This window comes from Brevibacterium renqingii, assembly GCF_017808105.1.
GTDB lineage: Bacteria > Actinomycetota > Actinomycetes > Actinomycetales > Brevibacteriaceae > Brevibacterium > Brevibacterium renqingii.
Genome location: NZ_JADBHF010000004.1, coordinates 25,111 through 46,049, shown reverse-complemented (window position 1 = coordinate 46,049; position 20,939 = coordinate 25,111). Strand labels below are relative to the sequence as shown.

18 protein-coding genes are annotated in these 20,939 nt (G+C 67.1%); 12 read left to right on the top strand and 6 right to left on the bottom strand.

Annotation, left to right across the window (positions count from 1 at the left end; translation table 11 throughout):
• The first annotated feature begins 103 nt into the window (after positions 1-103).
• From rsmA to IHE57_RS05485, 3 genes are read left to right on the top strand one after another with little or no spacing between them, the layout of a single operon-like run.
• Positions 104-1,075, top strand: coding sequence for a 16S rRNA (adenine(1518)-N(6)/adenine(1519)-N(6))-dimethyltransferase RsmA (gene rsmA / locus IHE57_RS05495; RefSeq protein ID WP_366933861.1), 972 nt, complete (start codon positions 104-106; stop codon positions 1,073-1,075).
• The gene (locus IHE57_RS05490; RefSeq protein WP_209371427.1) at positions 1,072-2,025 is read left to right on the top strand and encodes a 4-(cytidine 5'-diphospho)-2-C-methyl-D-erythritol kinase; all 954 of its coding nucleotides are present in this window, start codon (positions 1,072-1,074) and stop codon (positions 2,023-2,025) included. The genes rsmA and IHE57_RS05490 overlap by 4 nt, the downstream gene beginning before the upstream one ends.
• Positions 2,022-2,762: a FadR/GntR family transcriptional regulator gene (locus IHE57_RS05485; RefSeq protein ID WP_253719931.1), complete on the top strand. Its 741-nt coding sequence runs from the start codon at positions 2,022-2,024 to the stop codon at positions 2,760-2,762. The genes IHE57_RS05490 and IHE57_RS05485 overlap by 4 nt, the downstream gene beginning before the upstream one ends.
• Before the next feature lie 41 nt (positions 2,763-2,803).
• Here IHE57_RS05485 and IHE57_RS05480 read toward each other — a convergent pair whose 3' ends face one another.
• Positions 2,804-4,207 carry a GntP family permease gene (locus IHE57_RS05480; RefSeq protein WP_209371426.1) on the bottom strand — a complete coding sequence of 468 codons (1,404 nt, stop codon included), beginning with the start codon at positions 4,205-4,207 and terminating at the stop codon, positions 2,804-2,806.
• A gap of 62 nt (positions 4,208-4,269) precedes the next feature.
• Positions 4,270-4,782, bottom strand: coding sequence for a gluconokinase (locus IHE57_RS05475; protein WP_209371425.1), 513 nt, complete (start codon positions 4,780-4,782; stop codon positions 4,270-4,272).
• Between the two features lie 125 nt (positions 4,783-4,907).
• Here IHE57_RS05475 and gnd point away from each other — a divergent pair, with 125 nt between their 5' ends.
• Both gnd and IHE57_RS05465 read left to right on the top strand, forming a co-directional pair.
• Positions 4,908-6,446 (top strand): NADP-dependent phosphogluconate dehydrogenase, encoded by a 1,539-nt coding sequence (gnd, locus tag IHE57_RS05470; protein ID WP_209371424.1) that lies wholly within the window; start codon positions 4,908-4,910, stop codon positions 6,444-6,446.
• A 64-nt stretch (positions 6,447-6,510) separates the two neighbouring features.
• A complete protein-coding gene (locus IHE57_RS05465; RefSeq protein ID WP_209371421.1) occupies positions 6,511-7,653 on the top strand; it encodes an aminotransferase class V-fold PLP-dependent enzyme in 1,143 nt (380 codons plus the stop codon).
• A 183-nt stretch (positions 7,654-7,836) separates the two neighbouring features.
• On the opposite strand, the gene IHE57_RS05460 is transcribed toward IHE57_RS05465, so the two are convergent.
• The 4 genes from IHE57_RS05460 to IHE57_RS05445 form a co-directional block, all read right to left on the bottom strand.
• Positions 7,837-8,886 carry a homocysteine S-methyltransferase family protein gene (locus tag IHE57_RS05460; RefSeq protein ID WP_209371408.1) on the bottom strand — a complete coding sequence of 350 codons (1,050 nt, stop codon included), beginning with the start codon at positions 8,884-8,886 and terminating at the stop codon, positions 7,837-7,839.
• Positions 8,887-9,061: 175 nt separating this feature from the next.
• A complete protein-coding gene (locus IHE57_RS05455) occupies positions 9,062-10,426 on the bottom strand; it encodes an acyltransferase family protein (RefSeq protein WP_209371405.1) in 1,365 nt (454 codons plus the stop codon).
• Between the two features lie 105 nt (positions 10,427-10,531).
• A complete protein-coding gene (locus tag IHE57_RS05450) occupies positions 10,532-10,882 on the bottom strand; it encodes a TraR/DksA family transcriptional regulator (protein WP_209371402.1) in 351 nt (116 codons plus the stop codon).
• Between the two features lies 1 nt (position 10,883).
• Entirely contained in the window at positions 10,884-12,695 is a 1,812-nt protein-coding gene (locus tag IHE57_RS05445) for an ABC-F family ATP-binding cassette domain-containing protein (RefSeq protein ID WP_209371400.1), read from the bottom strand.
• 326 nt (positions 12,696-13,021) lie between these two features.
• Here IHE57_RS05445 and IHE57_RS05440 point away from each other — a divergent pair, with 326 nt between their 5' ends.
• The 7 genes from IHE57_RS05440 (at position 13,022) to deoC (ending at position 20,911) form a co-directional block, all read left to right on the top strand.
• Positions 13,022-14,089, top strand: a complete 1,068-nt coding sequence (locus IHE57_RS05440; RefSeq protein ID WP_366933860.1) for a BMP family lipoprotein — start codon at positions 13,022-13,024, stop codon at positions 14,087-14,089.
• Positions 14,090-14,163: 74 nt separating this feature from the next.
• Positions 14,164-15,777, top strand: coding sequence for an ABC transporter ATP-binding protein (locus tag IHE57_RS05435; RefSeq protein ID WP_209371395.1), 1,614 nt, complete (start codon positions 14,164-14,166; stop codon positions 15,775-15,777).
• Positions 15,774-17,006 (top strand): ABC transporter permease, encoded by a 1,233-nt coding sequence (locus IHE57_RS05430; RefSeq protein ID WP_209323477.1) that lies wholly within the window; start codon positions 15,774-15,776, stop codon positions 17,004-17,006. Before IHE57_RS05435 ends, IHE57_RS05430 begins: the two co-directional genes overlap by 4 nt.
• A 1-nt stretch (position 17,007) precedes the next feature.
• A complete protein-coding gene (locus IHE57_RS05425) occupies positions 17,008-18,291 on the top strand; it encodes an ABC transporter permease (protein ID WP_209371393.1) in 1,284 nt (427 codons plus the stop codon).
• 72 nt (positions 18,292-18,363) lie between these two features.
• Positions 18,364-18,855, top strand: a complete 492-nt coding sequence (locus IHE57_RS05420; RefSeq protein WP_209371390.1) for a cytidine deaminase — start codon at positions 18,364-18,366, stop codon at positions 18,853-18,855.
• 75 nt (positions 18,856-18,930) lie between these two features.
• The gene (locus IHE57_RS05415) at positions 18,931-20,220 is read left to right on the top strand and encodes a thymidine phosphorylase (RefSeq protein WP_209371388.1); all 1,290 of its coding nucleotides are present in this window, start codon (positions 18,931-18,933) and stop codon (positions 20,218-20,220) included.
• A gap of 37 nt (positions 20,221-20,257) precedes the next feature.
• Positions 20,258-20,911: a deoxyribose-phosphate aldolase gene (gene deoC / locus IHE57_RS05410; RefSeq protein WP_209371386.1), complete on the top strand. Its 654-nt coding sequence runs from the start codon at positions 20,258-20,260 to the stop codon at positions 20,909-20,911.
• Positions 20,912-20,939 lie beyond the last annotated feature (28 nt).

Here is a 20,939-nt window from a genome sequence, read left to right as displayed (position 1 = left end):
CACCCTATCGTCCGCGAGGGCCGGCGACCCATCCTCGGCGAGTGTCCGAAGCGCCGGACGCGAGATGATTGTGCCGGCCGGGCAGTGCTGTAAGTTGTTGGCTGTGACGTTATTGACCGCCCGCGACATACGCGAGACAGCCGCTGACATCGGTCTGCGCCCGACGAAGCAGAAGGGGCAGAACTTCGTCATCGACCCCAATACCGTGCGTTCGATCGTCACCGCTGCCGGCCTCGAGGAGGCCTCGAACGTCGTCGAGATCGGTCCCGGACTCGGCTCGCTCACCCTCGGTCTGCTCGAAGCCGGGCACAGCGTCACCGCTGTCGAGATCGACGAGGTGCTCGCGGCCAGGCTGCCGGCCACCGTGGAGAAGTTCGCCGGCACCGAGGCGGCCGACCGTCGTCCGGAAGCCGACACCGCCGCGCGTGGTGCCGACTCGGGCGCTGCTCGCTTCTCGCTCGTCAACGCCGATGCCCTCACGGTCACCGAGCTGCCCGGACCGGATGGGACCGACGCGGGGAACCATCCCGACGCACTCGTGGCGAACCTGCCCTACAACGTGGCCGTGCCCGTGCTGCTGCACTTCCTCGAGACCTTCCCGAGCCTGAAGTCGGTGCTTGTCATGGTTCAGCTCGAGGTCGCCGAAAGGCTTGCCGCCGCGCCCGGGTCCCGCACCTACGGTGTGCCCAGCGTCAAGGCCCAATGGTACGGAGACGTGCGCTTGGCCGGACGGATCGGCAAGAACGTGTTCTGGCCGGCCCCGAACATCGACTCGGGACTCGTCCGCATCGATGTCACCCGCACCGAGCGCGAACCCGCGCGGCGACGTCGGCTCTTCACCCTCATCGACGCGGCCTTCGCCCAACGCCGCAAGACCCTGCGCGCCGCCCTGTCCGGGTGGGCGGGCAGCCCGCAGAGAGCCGAAGAGCTGCTGCTGGCCGCCGACATCGACCCCAAGACCCGCGGGGAAGCACTCTCGGTCGTTGATTTCGAACGCCTGGCCGACGTCGAGTCTCCCGGCCACGTACCGGGTCCTGAAACCGACGCGGACTCGGGCGAAGGAAACCGGCGATGACCACGCCGCTGCGCTCCCGTTCGACGACCCGCGCCCCGGTGAAGGTCCAGGCGCCGGGGAAGATCAACATCCACCTCGGTGTCGGAGGGGCGACCGCGGAAGGGTACCACGAACTCGCGACCGTCTTCCAGGCGCTCAACCTCGGCGAGACGCTCACCCTCATCCCCGGCGGGACGGGGTCGATCATCGTCCAGGGACGCTACGCGGACTCCGCGGTCCCGGCCGATGAGACGAACCTCGCGCGTCGAGCCATCGACCTCCTCATCGCCGCTCTCGAGGACGAGCGCGACGTCGACGTGCTGCGCGGCATCGACATCGTCATCGACAAACAGGTGCCCGTGGCCGGCGGCATGGGTGGGGGATCGGCCGATGCGGCCGCCGCCCTCGTCGGGGCAGCCCACCTCGTCGGGGGAGTGGCCGAAGACGTCCTCCACGACTGCGCGGTGGCCGTCGGCGCCGACGTCGCCTTCCTCCTGCGCGGGGGCACCGCCGTCGGCCATGGTCGCGGGGAGAGGCTCAGCCCCGTGCTCACCCGCGGAACCTTCCACTGGGTGATGGCCACCTCGGCGAGGCAGCTGCCGACCCCGGATGTCTACGCACGCTTCGATGAGCTCAACCCCGACCCCGCGCCTGCCGAGATCCCCGCCGGAGTGCTCACGGCACTGGCCGCGGGCGACCCCGATGCGCTCGCGGCATCCGCAGCGAACGACCTCACCGAGGCGGCCGTGTCCTTCATGCCCGAGATCGCCGAGGTGATGGAGGCCGGGCGCGCCGCCGGCGCGCTGCTGCCGCTGCTGAGCGGTTCGGGGCCGACGATCGGATTCCTCGCCCGCGATGCCCGCCACGCACTCGACCTGGCGGTGCTGCTGCAGGCCACGCGCGGCGTCAACGAGGCACTGCGTGCGACCGGGCCGGCGCCCGGGGCGCAAGTGGTGGACATCGTCGGATGACCGGTCAGACAGAGGGCCCGATGAACCGCAGGAACCTCCATGAGCGCCTGCGGGACCAGATCGGGCAGGACATCGTTGCGGGCCGGCTGGCCGCCGGCACCATCATCAAGGCCGAAGATCTCAGAGCCGGCTACGACGTCTCCCTGTCGGTCGTGCGGGAAGTCGTGCGCGTCCTCGAATCGCTCGGCATGCTCCGGCCCGTCCGCCGGGTCGGGCTGGTCGTGCTCGCCATGGATGAGTGGATGCTGCTCGACCCGCTCGTCATCCGCTGGCGGATGACCCAGGCCCCGGCCCGGCAGCTGCGCTCGCTGACCGAGCTGCGCGTGGCCATCGAACCCGAGGCCGCAGGCCTCGCGGCACAGCACGCGCCGGCCGAGGCCGCCGAGGAGATCATGCGCCTGGCCGCCCGAATGCGCTCGACCGGCAGGAACGGCGACGTCGAGTCCTTCCTCGAAGCCGATGTCGCCTTCCACCGCGCCGTGCTCGGCGCCGGGGGCAATGAGCTCTTCGCCGCCTTCGACACGGTCATCGGCGAGATCCTCGCCGGGCGCACCGGAGCCGGCCTGATGCCGCAGTACCCGCACCCGGACGCCCTCCAGTGGCACTTCGACGTCGCCGACGCCATCGGGCGGCAGCAGTCCGGGCGCGCGAAAGAGGCGATGTACAAGATCGTCGCGAAGGCCGATGACGAGATGAGCGGCGTCTGGGCCGACGAACCCCGCGGCCCGAGGCGCTGAGGTCCGAGCGACTCGGACCGCGTGCTCACCCGAACGCGGCCTCAGAACAGGCTGACGACCCCGTAGAGGATAAGGCTGAGAGCGAAGCCGACGAGGCCGAGGATCGTCTGTCCGACCGTCCAGGTCTTCAGCGTCGTCTTCGTGTCCATGCCGAAGAAGCGCGAGACGAGCCAGAAGCCGGAGTCGTTGACGTGGCTGGCGAAGACCGAGCCCGCTGCCAGCGAGAGCACGATGGCGACGACCTGCAGGCTGGAGAAATCCGGATTGCCCACGATGATCGGCTGCACGAGCGCAGCCGCGGTCGTCAGAGCCACCGTGGCCGAACCCTGCGCGATGCGCACGATCGCGGCGATGACGAAGCCTGCGACGATGACGGGCAGCCCCAGCGCGGCGAGGGAATCGGCGAGCGAATCGCCGATTCCGCTGGCGCGCAGGACACCGCCGAACATTCCGCCCGCACCGGTGATGAGGACGATGGAGCAGACGGGGCCGAGCGCGGAGTCAACGACGTTCTCGACCAGCGACCGGTCCTTGCTCTGGTGCCAGCCGAGCAGCCACATCGCGATGACGACGGTGATGAGCAGTGCGATCGGGGTCTCGCCCAGCAGGCGCAGCGAGGTGACCGCTGTCGCTTCGGCATCGACCCAACCGGCCTGCCCGGCGAAGTCGAGGCCGGTGTTGAGGAAGATGAGCACGAGAGGGAGCACGAGGAGGAAGACGACATGCGACAGCTTCGGCTTCGAGGCGAATTCCGCGAACTCGTCATTCTTCCCGCCCGAGAGGACATCGGGGACCGCCACGTCTATGCGCTTGCCGACGAAGACCCCGAACAGATAGCCCGTGAGATACCAAGCAGGGATCGCGACGATGAGACCGCAGATGAGCACGAGCCCGACATTCGCGCCGAGCAGGCCCGAGGCGGCCACCGGGCCGGGGTGCGGCGGCACGAAGATGTGCATCGCGGAGAACGCCATCGCCGCGGGCAGGGCGTAGAGGAGCAGGGAGCCGCCGAGGCGGCGCGCGATCGTGAAGATGATCGGCAGCATGACGACGAGGCCGGCGTCGAAGAAGATCGGGAAGCCGAAGAGCAGAGAGGTCACGCCGAGAGCCAAGGGGGCGCGTTTCTCACCGAAGAGCCTGATCAGGGCATCGGTGAGCACCTCGGCGCCGCCGGAGAGCTCGAGCATGCGACCGAGCATCGCACCGAGTCCGACGAGCAGAGCCACGCTGGCCAGGGTGGAGCCGAAGCCGTCATAGAGGACATCGATGAGGTCGCCGGGCCGGATGCCGGACGCCAGGGCGGTGAGCACGCTGACGATGACGAGGGCGATGAAGGCGTGCAGTCGGGCCCGGATGATGAGCAGGAGCAGCAGGGCGATGGCCGCAGCGGCGAGTGCGAGGAGTGCCGGCGCGGACAGGGTCCAGGCCAATTCGATATCGGTCATTGTTCCTCTTCCTTGAGGTCAGAGCGTCGGAGGGACGGGTGGGTGGTCTGACGGCCGCACGGTCACGAGGTCAGATGGTCGACGGCCTCGAGGATCGCGTGCAGAACCTCGGGGATCGGATGGTCGACGTCGACGATGGCATGGGCCTCCTCGTCGTCGAGCGGCTCCAGGGTGGCCAGCTGGGAGTCGAGCAGGTCCGGGGACATGAATTCGTGGCTGCGGCCGGCCAGGTGGGCGGCGATGACCTCACGTGGGCCGGCGAGGTGGATGAAGATGAGGTCGGGGGCCGCCTTGCGCAGCAGGTCACGGTAGGAGCGTTTGAGCGCGGAGCAGGCGATGACCGGTGCCGGGGCACGGACAGCCTCGGCCGCGACGCTGTCCAGCCAGGGGGTGCGGTCCTCATCGGTGAGGGGAGTGCCCGAGTGCATCTTCTGCTTGTTCGCGGCGGAGTGGAGGTCGTCGGCATCGACGAAGCGACGATCGAGGGCCTGCGCTACCTGAGCGCCGAGGACGGTCTTGCCGGTTCCCGAGACACCCATGATGACGAGCGGTGGAAGGGAAGGGTGTTGACCCATATCCGAAACCTCTCGATAAAATATGAAGAGAAACCTATAATCAGTGATTAAAACAGATTTATTGCACCGTAATGCTGGTGGCGAGTGACTGTCAACATCGCCGCTCCCAGGGAAGGGGAATGCTGATGAAGGCCGACATCGCTGTGATCGGGACCGGCGTGATGGGATCGAATCTGGCCCGGAATCTCGCCCGGCAGACGGGTCACCGGGTCGCGGTCTACGACCGCGACGTCGCCCGCGCCACGACGCTGGCCGAGGACTTCCCCGAAGCCGAGTTCATCGTCGCCACCGACCCCGCTGACCTCGCCGACCGGCTCGCCGGGCCGCGGGTGGCCATCCTCATGGTCAACGCCGGGCCCGCCACGGATTCGGCGATCGCCGATCTCGCCGAGGTGTTTGCGCCCGGCGACATCATCGTCGACGGCGGCAACTCGCATTTCCAGGACACCATTGCCCGCGGGGCGCGCCTGACCGGCACCGGCATCGAATTCTGCGGCGTCGGCATCTCCGGGGGAGAGGTCGGTGCCCTGCTCGGCCCCTCACTCATGGTCGGCGGCTCACCGGCCGCCTGGCAGCGTCTGCGCCCGCTGCTCGAACCGATCGCCGCCCGAGCCGAGAGCATCGCGGTCGGCGACGGCGCAACGACCGAAGATCCCGATGCTGCTCCACCCGGGGCTGCGTCGGCTGAGTCCTACTACCCCTGCGTCGCGCACATCGGCGCCGACGGGGCAGGGCATTTCGTCAAGATGGTCCACAACGGCATCGAATACGCTGATATGCAGCTCATCGCCGAAGCTTTCACCCTCCTGCGTGATGGGTTCGGGATGCAGGCCTCGGAAATCGGCGAGGTGTTCGAAGAGTGGAACGAGGGGGAACTCGAGTCCTACCTCATCGAGATCACCGCCGATGTGCTCGCCCATGTCGATGCGGCCACCGGCCGGGCATTCGTCGATATCGTCGCCGATGCAGCGAAAGCCAAGGGGACCGGAGCGTGGACGGCCCAGACCGGGCTCGCCCTCGGGGTCCCCGCTCCGACCATCGCCGAGGCGGTCTTCTCCAGGTCGCTGTCCTCGGCCGCCGATCTGCGCGCCGAAGGCCCCCGGCTCGCCGGCCCGCATCCGGCAGCAGCCGACGCATCGGCCGCGCCCGTGTCCTCCGGCCTCACCGGGGACGAACGCCGGGCCGCGATCGACGAGATCGGACGGGCGCTGCTGCTGGGCAAGGTCATGGCCTATGTGCAGGGATTCCACGAGATCTCGACCGGGGCACGGGAGTACGGCTGGGAGATCGACCTCGGCGCCCTCGCCTCGATCTGGAGGGCCGGATGCATCATCCGGGCACGCCTGCTCGACCGTGTGGCCGAGGCCTTCGACTCATCGACGCCACCGCAGACGCTGCTGGCCGATGACTATGTCCGCGATGTCGCCGCCCGCTGCCAGACCGCGCTGCGATCCACCGTGGTCCGCGCGATCGGACAGGGCATCGCCGTACCCGGACTGGCCTCGACGCTGTCCTACTATGACGGGCTGCGCAGCGCGGCCGGCAGTGCTGCGCTGATCCAGGCCCAGCGTGACCGCTTCGGTTCGCACACCTATGAGCGCACCGACCGAGAGGGCACATTCCATACCCTGTGGTCCGGGGACCGCAGTGAGGTCCAGCTCTGATCGGTCCGGTCTCACTGCGCGACGACGGTGGCCCGAACGGCGAAGTTGTGACTATGTTAGAGCCATGACTTTGCCACACGAAGATGTTGACCCCGACGGCCTGCTCGAATACTCGGTGGTCTTCACCGACCGATCGCTGAACCACATGTCGAAACGGTTCGTGTCCGTGATGCAGGACATCAACCGCATCCTGCGCTCGGCCTACGACGCCGAGGCCGCTGCCATCGTCCCCGGCGGCGGCAGCTATGCGATGGAGTCCGTGGCCCGTCAGATCGCCACCGGCAAGAAGACGCTCATCGTGCGCAACGGGCTGTTCTCCTTCCGCTGGTCGCAGATCCTCGACGCCGGGAACATCGCTGCCGAGACCACCGTGCTCAAGGCCTCGCCCGTCATCGACGAGCACCAGGCGCCATGGGCACCGGCCCCCATCGCCGAGGTGGTCGCCGCCATCGAGCGTGAGAAGCCGGAAGTCGTCTTCGCGCCCCATGTCGAAACCGCATCCGGCATGCTGCTGCCCGATGACTACGTCCGCCGAGTCGCCGAGGCTGTGCACGCCGTCGGCGGTCTCTTCGTCCTCGACTGCATCGCCTCGGGTGCGATGTGGGCATCGATGACGGACCTCGGCATCGACGTCCTCATCAGCGCACCGCAGAAGGGCTGGAGCGGATCACCGTGCGCCGGCTACGTCATGCTCAGCGAGAACGGACGCAAGGCGGTCGAGGGCTCCACCTCGTCGAGCTTCTCGATGGACCTGAAGAAGTGGCTGTCCATCGCCGACGAGTACGAACAGGGACGTTCGCCGTACCATGCCACGATGCCCACCGACGCTCTCGCGCACAATGTCGAACTCATGCGCGAGACGGAGGAGCGCGGCTTCGACAAGCTCGAATCGGCTCAGCGGGAACTCGGCGACCGGGTGCGCGCGGTCTTCGCCGAACGCGGTCTGCCCTCGGTGGCCGCCCCGGAATTCGCTTCGCCGAGCGTGGTCGTCGTCCACACCGACAACCCCGAGCTGGCCAGCGGCGCCGACTTCAAGGAGGTCGGGGTCCAGATCGCTGCGGGCGTGCCGCTGCAGTGCGATGAGCCCGAGGACTTCCGGAGTTTCCGCATCGGTCTCTTCGGCCTCGACAAGCTCGGCGACATCGACGGCACGATCGCTCGCCTCGAAGCGGCCCTCGACTCGATCGGCGTGACCGCAGAGAGCTGATCGCGTCTCGACGAATCGACCGCCCGGCGGTCTGCAACACGAACAGTCAGCGCCATAACCCCTCGCTGCAACGGGAGGTTATGGCGCTGACTGTATGTGCTGGCACTGTCGGTGCGAGGCGACACCAGCGGTGAGGGATGCTTCCGGGGGCACTCGGGTGCCCGGTGCTGACCGAGGCCGGTCTCAGGCGGTGTCGCCGAGGGCGACGACGTTCTCGGCGAGGCGCTCGTTGTCTCCGTACATGAAGTGGTTGGCCATGTTCTCCGAGAACCGGCTGGCCTCCGTGGTCAGACCGACGGCCTCGGCGACCTCTCGGATGTGCATCGGGGTCGCCCCGCAGCACACGCCGATGTAGTTGACGCCCAGCTCATAGGCTTCCTTGGCGAAGGCGCCGATCTCGTAGCGGTTGGTCTGCAGCGGATCGAGAGCGGTCGGGAAGGTGCGACCGTGCGGGGAGGCCACCTCGGCGCGGGGGTCGGAGAGGTTGAAGAACGTCGGTTCTTCCTGCGTGGTGCGGTAGGGGATGGGCAGGGCGCCGACGTGGCAGGACACGGCCGCGCGGATCTCGCGCAGCCACGGCAGCATCGTCGCCGGTCCGCGGAAGCAGTTGAGTCCGACGACGTCGACGCCGAGCTGTTCGAGGCGCTGCGCGGTCTCGACGATCCCGACGCCGTCAGCCATCTCCTGGAAGGCCATGGGGGCGAGGGTGAGAACGACCGGCAGGCCGCTGGCCTTCGCGATCTCGGCGGCGGCGATGGCCTCACCGGCGAAGTAGAAGGTCTCGCCGATGATGAGGTCGGCACCCTCCTCGACGGCCCAGCCGACCATCTCGGCGAACATGCCGCGGACCTCGTTCTGCTTGTCCTCGTCGGCCGGATCCCAGATGTTCGAGTTCGAGATGTTGCCGGCCATGAAGTTGCCCGGCTTCGCATCCGCAACGCTGCGGGCGATCTGCAGAGCAGAGCGGTTGAGCGGCTCGAGCAGGTCCTCCTTGCCGATGACGCGCATCTTCTCGCGGTGTCCGTTGTAGGTGAAGGCCTCGACGATGTCCGAGCCGGCCCTCTGGAAGTCGACGTGCAGGGACCGCAGAGCATCGGGGAACTCGAGGGCGACCTCGGGGACGAACTCGCCGGCGGACAGGTAGCCGCGCTTCTCGAGTTCGAAGAGGAAGCCCTCGGCGCAGATCACGGGTCCGGCTTCGAGGCGTTGGGTCAGTGCATTGGTCGCGGTCATGGGTGCTCTCCGATTCGATGGTGGGGGATCGTCCATGTCCGGGTATCGACCCGAACTCAGGTATCAAACCATCTTCGGCACTGCGGCGGCCGTCACAATGACATATTCCGTTGTCAGCGTCGCCGCCGAGGCGGCGGAACCGCTTCTCGCCGGGGCGGCGAGGCGGCGGAACCGGTCAGCGGCTTTCGTCGTCCGAGGGCGTGCTGAGGTAGACGGGGAGGCGGCGGTAGCGGCCGGCGCTCTCGCCGAGGTGGGGCGTCGCAGAGTTCTCCGCGACGTTGCGGGTCTCCGGCTGGGGCGTTCCCTGCGCGGTCGGCTGGGCGGAGCCGGCCGGCACTTCCTGCGTGCTCCCGTACGCGGCGTTCTGCGGGACCTGGTGCGAGCCGGGAAGCGGATAGTGTTCGAACGGCGCCGGATGGGCCAGGCTCTCCGGGGCGGGATGTTCTGACGCGAGGTGCTCTGACTCCTCGACCCGGTCGCCCAAGACGTCGGGGCCGAGGGAGGCCTCGTCGTCGGCTGCGGCCGGCTGGGCCGAGCGCGACTTCGGTCGCAGCATCGAGAAGGGTTTGAGGATGAGTCCCGACGCGGTCGAGCCGTACCAGCGCAGAGCGCGTTCGAACGGCGTCCACGACAGCACTCCCGTCCAGACGAGGGCGAGAGCCAGGCAGATGATGAAGACGACGGCGTCGGGCAGGACGTCGCGGCTGCCGTCGAGGACGGGTTGGAGGCCGCGGACGACGAAGCCGTGCAGAACGTAGACCGCGAGGCTGTGCTTGCCGATCGTGGCGATGAAATCGTTTCTGTCGCTCAGCCACGACAGCAGCGCCAGGGTCATGAGCACCGCAGCGATGTCCATGATCAGGCGCAGGCCCACGCCTTCGGGGACGCTGACGGCGAAGTGTGCGAAGTTGAGGCTGCCGTAGAGCCAATGGTGGTCGACCTGGTCGACGTAGAAGTATCCGACCGTGGCCAGCGCCGCGCAGCTGAGGCCGAGCTTCTGCCAGATCGCCAGGTTCCCGGCCCAGTCGATGATCTGCTTGCCGTAGAGCTTGCCGATGACGAAGAAGGGCCAGAAGGCCATCGTCCGAGCCGCTGACAGCTCCGTGTCGAGGATCGGCAGGATTCCGCCGAAGAGACCCATGCCCAAAGACGCGACGAGCATCGTGCGCGGGAAGCGCTCGATGAAGGGCACCGTGATCATCCACCAGGCCATGGACAGCAGGAACCACGTGTACCAGAACGGAGTGAGCAGGCTGTAGTCGGGATCGAGCCCGAACGCCCACATCCACACCCACATCAGCGGCAGCACCGCGGCGAGCAGGACGAGGAATGTCAGGACCCTCTCGGGCAGCCGGTTGGACTTCGCCGTGATGCCTGCGAGGAAGACGAAGGCAGGCATGTGGAACGAATAGATGAGGTACATCGGTGCGCCCAGGACAGGCGACTCCCACGGCGAGGTCCTCGCCAGCAGGTGGCCGAGGACAACCGCGAAGATGAGGATACCTTTGGCACGATCGAGGCGATAGTCACGGGAAGACACCCAGATACATTACCGCATATGACCCGATAACGGTAAAGGTCAGCCTCCGCTCGGGGCCCGAGCATCGGCGTCCGAGGCGCGAGGTCCAGTGGCGGGGCCGGAGGGTCAGCGGCCGGCAGCGCAGTCCACGCACCGCGCCGCATAGGGGCGGATCTCCAGCCGAGCCGGGGCGATCGGCCTGCCGCAGCCGACGCAGATGCCGAACCGGCCCTCTTCGAGCCTGGTCACTGCCTCGGCGATCTCCCCCAGCCGAACGCGGGACTGCTCGAGCAGGGTCGCGGCCTGCGAACGTTCGAAGGCCAGGGTGGACCCTTCCGGGTCGTGTTCGTCATCGCTGTTGTCTCCCTCGCGAGCCTCCGAGACCTCGGCGATGCCGTGGGACAGGGAAGCGATGAGCCGTTCGGCGTCCTCCCGCTCCGAGGCGAGCAGCTCACGCATCCGCTCCTCGTCGACCATCTCAGACCTCCAAGGCTTCGGTCGCATCGAGCCAGCGCATCTCGAGCTCGTCGAGCTCGTCCTTGAGCTCCCGCAGCGCGGCCGTGAGTCCGGCCAGACCTTCGAAGTCGGTCTGGTCGTGCGCGGCCATCTCCTCGTGCTTCTTCTCGATCTGCCCGCCCAGCTTGTCCATCCGCCGTTCGATCGAGGCGAGCTCCTTCTTCGCCGCCCGTGCCTGAGCGCCGGTGAGCTTCGCCTCCGCCGAGTCCTCATTCGCCGAGGCGGCCGCGCTCTCACCGGCCCGAGCCGAGGCGGCTGTCCCCGTGCGGTTCTGCTCGGCCCGCAGCCGCAGGTACTCCTCGACCCCGCCGGGAACATGGCGGAGTCCGTGATCGAGGATCGCATACTGCTGATCGGTGACGCGTTCGAGCAGGTAGCGGTCGTGGGAGACGACGATGAGCGTGCCCGGCCAGGAGTCGAGCAGGTCCTCCATCGCCGTGAGCATGTCCGAGTCCACATCATTGGTCGGCTCGTCGAGGATGATGACGTTGGGCTCGGCCATGAGCAGCAGCAGGAGCTGCAGGCGACGCTTCTGCCCGCCGGAGAGCTCCTTGACCCGAGCGGACAGGTGCTCCTTGGCGAAGCCGAGCCTCTCGAGCAGCTGCGCGGGAGTGTAGTCCTTGCCCTCGATGGTGAAGGACGTCTTCGACTCGGAGAGGACCTCGCGCACCCGGGAGTCGCTGATGCGTGCCAGGTCCTTGAACTGCTGGTCGAGGACGCCGATCTGCACGGTCTTGCCTCGTTTGACCCGCCCTGAATCGGGCTCGATCTCTCCGGAGACGAGACCGAGCAGGGTCGACTTGCCGGCGCCGTTGGGTCCGAGGATCCCGGTCCGCTCGCCGGGACCGATGCGCCAGGTGACATCGTCGAGGATCGGCGTGTCGCCGAAGTGCTTGGACACATCGAGCAGATCGACGACGTCCTTGCCCAGGCGGGCGGTGGCCATCTTCTTCAGCTCGATAGGATTGCGCACCTCGGGCACATCGGCGATGAGCTGATTGGCCGCCTCGATGCGGAACTTCGGCTTCGAGGTCCGCGCCGGAGCCCCGCGACGCAGCCAGGCGAGCTCCTTGCGCATGAGGTTCTGGCGCTTCTGCTCCGTGGCGGCAGCGATCCGATCGCGTTCGACGCGCTGGAGGACATAGGCCGCATAGCCGCCTTCGAAGGGCTCGACGATGCGGTCGTGGACCTCCCAGGTCTTCGTGCACACCTCGTCGAGGAACCAGCGATCGTGGGTGACCAGCAGCAGGGCACCTGCGTTCTTCGGCCACCGCTTGCGCATGTGCTCGGCCAGCCAGGCGATGCCGTCGACGTCGAGATGGTTCGTCGGCTCGTCGAGGATGAGCATGTCCCAGTCGCCGACGAGCAGCGCTGCCAGGGCCACGCGGCGGCGCTGACCACCGGAGAGGCTGGCGATCTTCGCCTCCCAGTCGAGGTCGGCGATGAGGCCGGCGATGACGTCGCGGGCGCGGGGGTCGGCGGCCCATTCGTGGTCCGCGGCGTCTCCGACGACGGAGAAGCCGACCGTCGCGTCGTCATCGAGGTCGTCGCTCTGGCCGAGCATGCCCAGGCGCAGACCGCCGCGATAGGTCACGCGTCCGGAGTCGGGTTCGATGGTGCCGGCGAGCATGCCGAGCAGACTCGACTTGCCATCGCCGTTGCGGCCGACGATGCCGATCATGTCACCGGTCTCGACGCCGAGGGTGACGGAGTCGAAGACGACGCGGGTGGGGTATTCGAGATGGAGGGCTTCGGCCCCGAGCAGATGTGCCATAACACCCTCCAGCCTAGTTCACCGCGCAGAGGCGGCTGTGCACGGGCGAGCCGGGCTCCGGGGCCCGGGATCTGCCCCGGCGTCTCAAACACAAGCCGATACGCGTTCGCATTTCGGACGTGAGCGGGTCTCGCGTGACGGATTATTGCGTTTTCATATCGGTGTCCGCGATTGTCGTGCTAGCTGAGCTTCCGAGGGGTCGAGAGTGCATTAGACTGACCGGAACTCACCAAAATATGACAGATCGTCCAGTGGTTTCACATCTTCGGCAGGGGCAGTCAGGGGCCTCGACCGTGTCCGCTGTCTGTGTTCAGAAAAGAGAAAACGTGAAGAAGCTCGCTTCAGCGGTGTCGATCATCGCCGCATCAGCCCTTGTGCTCTCGGCCTGTGGTTCGGGCGAAGGCGGAGAGTCCGGATCCGACTACCTCGCCTGCATGGTCTCGGACTCCGGCGGTTGGGACGACCAGTCCTTCAACCAGTCGGGCCGTGAGGGTCTGAACGCTGCGAAGAAGAACCTCGGCGTCGAGGAGAAGCTCGCAGAATCGCAGGGCGACGCGGACTTCGGTCCCAATGTCGACAACATGGTCCAGCAGGGATGCAACCTCACATTCGGCGTCGGGTTCCTCCTCGAGGACACGATCCAGGAAGCTGCGGAGTCGAACCCCGACCTCAACTTCGCCCTCATCGACTCGGGCTTCTCCGATGCCGACGGCAAGCCCGTGACCATCGACAACGCCAAGCCCGTCGTCTTCAACACCGCCGAGGCGGCATTCCTCGCCGGCTACGTGGCGGCCGCTACCTCGGAGTCGGGCAAGGTCGGCACCTTCGGCGGTATCCAGATCCCTTCGGTGACGATCTTCATGGACGGCTTCTCCGATGGTGTGAAGAAATTCAACGAGGACAGCAAGAAGGACGTCAAGCTCCTCGGCTGGAACAAGGAGAAGCAGGACGGCTCGTTCTCCGGTGACTTCGAGAACCAGGGACAGGGCCAGGAGCTCGCCAAGCAGCTCATCTCCCAGGGCGCCGATGTCATCATGCCGGTCGCCGGTCCCGTCGGCCTCGGTGCCGCCGCAGCCGCGAAGGAAGCGGGCGATACCAAGCTCGTGTGGGTCGACTCCGATGGCTACGAGTCGACCGAATACGGCGATATCATGCTCACCTCGGTCGTCAAGCAGATCGCCCACGCGGTCGAGGACACCGTCAAGGAGGGCATGAACGACAACTTCACCAACGAGCCCTACGTCGGCACCCTCGAGAACGAGGGCGTGGGCATCGCCCCGTACCACGACTTCGAGGACGAAGTTCCCGAGGACGTGAAGAAGAAGGTCGAAGAGCTCAAGAAGCAGATCATCGACGGTTCTCTGACCGTCGAGTCGGAGAGCACGCCGAAATAAGCTCGTCGGTCAGACTGCAGGGCCGAGTCCGCTCGGCCCTGCAGTCTTCAACTTTGTGAGGAGTGCTGCGAGCAGTGAGACTCGAGCTTCGCGGGATGACCAAGGTGTTCGGATCGTTTGTGGCCAACGACCACATCGATCTCACCATCGAACCGGGCGAGATCCATGCCCTGTTGGGTGAGAACGGCGCGGGCAAATCCACCATGATGAACGTCCTCTACGGACTCTACGACGCCGATGGGGGAGAGATCCTCATCGACGACGAGCCGGTGAGGTTCTCCGGCCCCGGTGACGCCGTGGCCGCCGGCATCGGCATGGTCCACCAGCATTTCATGCTCGTGCCCGTATTCACCGTCGCCGAGTCCGTGGCGCTGGGGTACGAACCGACGAAGAGCCTCGGGCTCCTCGACATCGCACAGGCGCGGAAGAAGGTCATCGAGATCTCCTCGCGCTTCAATTTCAATATCGATCCCGACGCCCTCATCGAGGACCTGCCCGTCGGTGCGCAGCAGCGCGTCGAGATCATCAAAGCCCTGTCCCGCGATGCAGAGATCCTCATCCTCGACGAGCCCACCGCTGTGCTCACCCCGCAGGAGACCGACGAACTCATCTCGATCATGCGCCAGCTCAAGGAGCAGGGCACATCGATCGTCTTCATCACCCACAAACTCCGCGAGGTCCGAGCGATCGCCGATTCGATCACCGTCATCCGCCGCGGGAAGATCGTCGGCGAGGCCTCCCCGGAATCGACCGAGGCCGAACTGGCCAGCCAGATGGTCGGCCGTGCCGTATCGTTGACGACGGAGAAGGACGAGGCCGATCCGGGCGATGCGACCTTCCACGTGCGCGGACTCACCGTCGTCGACAAGGCCGAGAACGTCGTCGTCGACGATGTGTCCTTCGACGTCCGCCGCGGTGAGATCCTCGCCGTCGCCGGTGTCCAGGGAAATGGGCAGACGGAACTGGCCGAGACGATCATCGGCCTGACCGAACCGCGGCTGGGCACGATCACCCTCGACGGGAAGGATCTCGTCGGCGAATCCGTGAAGAACCGCCTCGGCGCGGGCATCGGCTTCGTGCCCGAGGACCGGTCAACCGATGGCATCATCGCCGAATTCGCGATCCGCGAGAACATGATCCTCGACGTCTACGACCGGGAGCCCTATGCCAAAGGGCTCAATCTCAAACCGAAGGTGATCACTGCAGAGGCCAAGAGCAAGGTCGAGGAGTTCGACATCCGTCTCGGCAGCGTCGCCGACCCGATCGCGACCCTCTCCGGCGGCAACCAGCAGAAGGTGGTGCTGTCGAGGGAGCTGGGTCGGCAGCTGCGGCTGTTCATCGCCAGCCAGCCCACGCGCGGACTCGACGTCGGATCGATCGAGTTCGTGCACAAGCGCGTCATCGCCGAACGCGACTCCGGCACTCCGTGCATCATCGTCTCGACCGAGCTCGACGAGGTCTACGGGCTCGCCGATCGCATCGCCGTGATGTATTCCGGCCGCATCGTCGGCATCGTCGGCCCCGACACCTCGCGGGAGGCGCTGGGCCTGATGATGGCCGGCGTGCCGGCCGAGGAAGCGCTGGCCGCGACGGATGCGGAGGCCGCTTCGGCCGACGAGCCCGCCGCCACCTCGGCGGGACCTGCGGATGACGACTCAGCCCCCACCTCGGCGGAGGAGACCGAATGACGACTGATATCTCACCGGCGGCACCATCACCGGCACCGCCGCCGGAAGCCGAGGCCGAAGACGGCCGGCAGCAGAACCTGCTGCAGGAGATCCTGTCCGGCTCGTGGCTGGTCTCGCTGCTGGCGATCGTGCTCGCCCTGCTGCTCGGCGGTGTCCTCATCGCCGTGTCGAACGCGGAGGTCGTCGCGGCGGCGGAGAACTTCTTCGCCGCGCCCGGAGAGTTCTTCTCCACTCTGTTCTCGACCGTCGGCAACGCATATTCGGCGCTGTTCCGGGGAGCCGTCTTCGACTGGGATGCGCGCACTGCCGAACGTGCGATCCGTCCGCTGACCGAATCGATGGTCTCGGGCACGCCGCTCATCCTCACCGGACTCGGCATCGCGCTGGCCTTCCGCTGCGGTCTGTTCAACATCGGCGGTCAGGGCCAGGTCATCCTCGGCGCGACGATCGCCGGATTCCTCGGCTATGCGCTGAGCCTGCCTCCGATCGTCCACATGCTCATCGCCGTCATCGGCGGCATCGTCGGCGGAGCGATCTGGGCCGGGATCGCCGGCGTCCTCAAGGCACGCACGGGAGCCAACGAGGTCATCGTGACGATCATGCTCAACTCGATCGCCGGCTATGCGCTGGGATATCTGCTCAAGCAGAACTGGTTCACCCACACCGCCTCGGCGAACCCGCAGTCGCGCGTGATCGACGATTCCGCGCAGATGTTCCTGCTCCTGCCGCCGCCGTTCCGCCTCCACTTCGGTTTCGTCCTCGCGATCCTCGCCACGGTCTTCGTGTGGTGGCTGCTGGAGCGCTCGACCATCGGCTTCGAGTTCAAGGCCGTGGGCGCGAACCCGCACGCCGCACGCACAGCCGGCATCTCCGTATCCAAGGTCACCGTGACCGTGATGATCGTCGCCGGCGCTCTGGCCGGACTCGGCGGCGCGGCACAGGTGCTCGGCACCGAATTCAAACTCACCGGCGGCATCAGCGGCTCGATCGGCTTCGACGCCATCACCGTGGCCCTGCTGGGACGGTCGAAGCCGTTGGGCACCTTCCTCGCCGGTCTGCTCTTCGGCGCGTTCAAGGCCGGCGGCTACCTCATGCAGTCGCAGACCGGCACGCCGATCGACATCGTGCTCGTCGTCCAGTCCGTCATCGTGCTGCTCATCGCGGCCCCGCCCCTGGTGAGGTCGATCTTCCGGTTGCCCACGCCGGTGCTCAAGCGGAAGGAGGACTGAGATGACTGCTCAGACCGTGGAAACCACATCCCCGACCCACGCGAAGGTCGTGGCTCCCATCGCCTGGAAGTTCCCGATCGTCTACTCGATCCTGGCGCTGGTGTCCTTCGTCTTCTTCGGCCTCATCGGCCGTGACGGTGAGACGACCTTCCGAGTCGCCAGCGGCGGAGACCTCTTCGCCATCCCCGACCTCGTCGTGTCCTCGACCGCCGCAGGTCTGACCCTGGGCATCCTGCTCGTGATCATGGCCGCAGTGTCGGTCTACGTGGCGATGCGGCGGTTGAGCATCGGCTCCTGGTTCCCGATGCTCTTCGGCATCCTCTTCGTCCTCTCCTTCCTCGCCTGGGCCGGTGGCGGCTCCGGCGGTGTGATCCCGCTGACGACCCTGCTGGCCGGAGCCCTCGCCCTGTCGGTGCCGCTCATCTTCGGCGCCATGTGCGGCCTCGTCGGCGAACGTTCGGGCATCATCAACATCGCCATCGAGGGTCAGCTGCTGGCCGGCGCCTTCCTCGCCGCCGTCGTCGCCTCGGTGGTGAAGAACCCCTATGCGGGTCTGCTCGCCGCCCCGATCGCCGGTGCCCTCGTCGCCGTGATCCTCACCTTCTTCGCGGTGAAGTACTGGGTCAACCAGATCATCATCGGCGTCGTTCTCAACGTCCTCGTCGTCGGAGTCACGAGCTTCCTCTACTCGACGGTGCTCACCGAGGACCCTGGCCTGTGGAACTCCCGCCAGAAGCTGCCGGACCTGCCCATCCCGCTGCTGTCCGACATCCCCGTGCTCGGGCGAGTGCTGTTCGACCAGAACATCCTCGTCTACATCATGTACGTCGTCGTCATCGCCCTCCAGATCTTCGTCTTCCGGTCGAAGTGGGGTCTGCGGATGCGCGCCGTCGGCGAGCATCCGAAGGCCGCCGACACCGTCGGCATCAAGGTCAACCTCACCCGAGTGCGCAACACGCTGCTCGCCGGCGCCATCGCCGGCCTCGGCGGAGCCTTCTTCACGGTCGGCTCAGGACTGGCCTTCGGCAAGGAGATGTCGGCCGGACAGGGGTACATCGCCCTGGCCGCGATGATCCTGGGCAAATGGAACCCGAAGGGCGCGCTGATGGCCGCTCTGCTGTTCGGCTTCTCCAAGAGCCTCGGCAACACGCTGCAGTCCATCGGCACCCCCGTGGCCAATGAGCTGCTGCTCATGCTCCCCTATATCGTCACCGTCTTCGCCGTCGCCGGATTCGTCGGTCGGGTCAGACCGCCCGCCGCTGAAGGCGTCCCCTACGTGAAGTGACCACCCCTGATGTGACATGACACCACTCCTCGAGAACCGAACAGTCGCACCGACGAAGGAAGAAGCATCCCCATGACCGTCCCCGACACCGACGCCTCCGAACACGTCTGGAGCGAGGAACCGACCCCCGTCTGCCCCGAGGACCTCAGCGAGGGCACCTGGGCGCTGCTGCGGGAGGAAGCACAGCGCGCGATGGCGAAGGCCTATGTGCCCTACTCGTCCTATCCCGTGGGAGCGGCGGGCCTCGTCGACGACGGCCGCATCGTCGGCGGCTGCAACATCGAGAACGCCTCCTTCGGCGTCACGCTCTGCGCCGAATGCTCCATGGTCTCCGACCTGTTCATGTCCGGAGGCGGCCGGCTCGTCGCCTTCGACTGCGTCGACGGAGAAGGCAATACACTCGTGCCCTGCGGCCGCTGCCGGCAGCTGCTGTTCGAACACGGGGGCAGCGACCTCATCCTCAACATGCCCAGCGGACGTGCCCCGATGTCCGTGGTGCTGCCCGAGGCGTTCGGGCCGGACCACCTCGGCGCGGGGCGGAGCACGCACAACGCCAAACACTGACGAGCCACGAGGCCGGTCGCATCAGCGATACCCCCGAGGCGGCCGCCCGCAAACGATCGACGGAGGATTGAGACAGTGACAGCAGAGGCATTCGACGCAGTCGACGTCATCGCCGCCAAACGCGACGGCCGGGCTCTGCGCAAGGAGCAGATCGACTGGGTGATCGACGCCTACACCCGCGGCGTCGTCGCCGAGGAGCAGATGGCCGCCCTGGCGATGGCGATCTTCATCAACGACATGGATCCGTCCGAGATCGCCGACTGGACGCAGGCGATGATCGCCTCGGGCGAGCGGATGGACTTCTCCAGCCTGTCCCGACCCACCTCGGACAAGCACTCGACCGGGGGAGTCGGGGACAAGATCACCCTGCCCCTCGCCCCGCTCGTCGCGGTGTTCGACGTCGCCGTCCCGCAGCTGTCCGGTCGCGGCCTCGGCCATACTGGAGGCACGCTCGACAAACTCGAGTCCATTCCCGGCTGGCAGGCGGGACTGAGCAATGACGAGATCCTCGACCAGCTCGAGGACATCGGAGCGGTCATCTGCGCCGCCGGAACCGGTCTGGCCCCGGCGGACAAGAAGCTCTACGCCCTGCGCGACATCACCTCCACGGTCGACTGCATCCCGCTCATCGCCTCATCGATCATGTCGAAGAAGATCGCCGAGGGCACCTCCGGACTCGTCCTCGACGTCAAGGTCGGCTCCGGGGCATTCATGAAGGACCTCGACAAGGCCGGCCAGCTGGCCCGGACCATGGTCGACCTCGGCAAGTCCGCCGGGGTGAGGACCTCGGCGCTGCTGACAGACATGTCCACACCACTGGGCCTGACGGTCGGCAACGCCCTCGAGGTGCGCGAATCTCTCGAGGTGCTGGCCGGCGGCGGGCCCGCCGATGTCGTCGACCTCACCGTGGCGCTTGCCGAGGAGATGCTGCGTCTGGCCGGCAGGACCGATGTCGATGTGCGTGCCGCGCTGACCGATGGGCGGGCGATGGACAGATGGAACGCCATGATCCGCGCCCAGAACGGCGACCCTGCCGCGGCCCTGCCGGTCGCCGAGCACACCGAGGTCGTCACGGCTTCCGAGACCGGCGTGCTCACGAAGCTGGACGCGCTGAGCATCGGAGTCGCGTCGTGGCGCCTCGGCGCAGGCCGGGCCCGGAAGGAGGATCCGGTGCAGGATGTCGCCGGCATCGAACTCCATGCGAAACCGGGTCAGAACGTCAGCGCCGGTCAGCCGCTCATGACCCTGCACACAGCGACCCCCGAACGCTTCGCCCGCGCCGTCGAATCCCTCGAGACCGCCGTGGAGATCGGCGGGGACACCGCCTCGGTGCCGGAATCGATCGTGTTCGAGAAGATCAGCTGAGACCCTGACCACCCCACCAACCATTTCGGAGGAACCCATGACCAGCCGAACCGATGTCGCCGCGATCATCGACCACACCCTGCTCAAACCCGAATCCACGCCCGCCGACGTCACCGCGCTCGTCGCCGAGGCCAAGGACCTCGGCGTGCTCGCGATCTGCGTGTCCCCGTCGATGCTGCCGATCGCCGATCCCGGTGAGCTCGTCGTGGCCACCGTCGTCGGGTTCCCGTCCGGGCAGGTCAAGCCCGAGATCAAGGCCGCCGAGGCGAAGCGCGCCGTGGCCGACGGTGCGGCCGAGGTCGACATGGTCATCAACATCGGCCAGGCCATCGCCGGAGACTTCGATGCCGTCGAAGCCGACATCCGCGGTGTCGTCGAGGCCAGCGGCACGTCTCTGGTCAAGGTCATCATCGAATCGGCGGCACTGACCGATGAGCAGATCGTCGAGGTCTGCCGTCGCGCCGAGGCCGCCGGCGCCGGTTTCGTCAAGACCTCAACAGGATTCCACCCGGCCGGCGGAGCCAGCGCCCATGCCGTCGCTCTCATGCGGGAGACGGTCTGCGATCGCCTCGGCGTCAAAGCCTCCGGGGGAATCCGCACCGTCGAGGCGACCGAAGAGATGATCGCCGCCGGCGCCTCACGCCTGGGCCTGTCCGGCTCGAAGGGGATCCTCGAGGCGCTGGGCGACTGAGCTTCCGCACCTGCGCTTCCGCGGGGTC

Bases quoted from the DNA above. Each gene is read 5' to 3' on its own strand.
- IHE57_RS05465 (WP_209371421.1), top strand. From the start codon at position 6,511: ATGACTTTGCCACACGAAGATGTTGACCCCGACGGCCTGCTCGAATAC.
- IHE57_RS05450 (WP_209371402.1), bottom strand. From the start codon at position 10,882: ATGGTCGACGAGGAGCGGATGCGTGAGCTGCTCGCCTCGGAGCGGGAG.
- IHE57_RS05425 (WP_209371393.1), top strand. From the start codon at position 17,008: ATGACTGCTCAGACCGTGGAAACCACATCCCCGACCCACGCGAAGGTC.
- deoC (WP_209371386.1), top strand. From the start codon at position 20,258: ATGACCAGCCGAACCGATGTCGCCGCGATCATCGACCACACCCTGCTC.
- IHE57_RS05485 (WP_253719931.1), top strand. From the start codon at position 2,022: ATGACCGGTCAGACAGAGGGCCCGATGAACCGCAGGAACCTCCATGAG.
- gnd (WP_209371424.1), top strand. From the start codon at position 4,908: ATGAAGGCCGACATCGCTGTGATCGGGACCGGCGTGATGGGATCGAAT.
- IHE57_RS05460 (WP_209371408.1), bottom strand. From the start codon at position 8,886: ATGACCGCGACCAATGCACTGACCCAACGCCTCGAAGCCGGACCCGTG.
- IHE57_RS05430 (WP_209323477.1), top strand. From the start codon at position 15,774: ATGACGACTGATATCTCACCGGCGGCACCATCACCGGCACCGCCGCCG.
- IHE57_RS05475 (WP_209371425.1), bottom strand. From the start codon at position 4,782: ATGGGTCAACACCCTTCCCTTCCACCGCTCGTCATCATGGGTGTCTCG.
- IHE57_RS05480 (WP_209371426.1), bottom strand. From the start codon at position 4,207: ATGACCGATATCGAATTGGCCTGGACCCTGTCCGCGCCGGCACTCCTC.
- IHE57_RS05420 (WP_209371390.1), top strand. From the start codon at position 18,364: ATGACCGTCCCCGACACCGACGCCTCCGAACACGTCTGGAGCGAGGAA.
- IHE57_RS05445 (WP_209371400.1), bottom strand. From the start codon at position 12,695: ATGGCACATCTGCTCGGGGCCGAAGCCCTCCATCTCGAATACCCCACC.
- IHE57_RS05490 (WP_209371427.1), top strand. From the start codon at position 1,072: ATGACCACGCCGCTGCGCTCCCGTTCGACGACCCGCGCCCCGGTGAAG.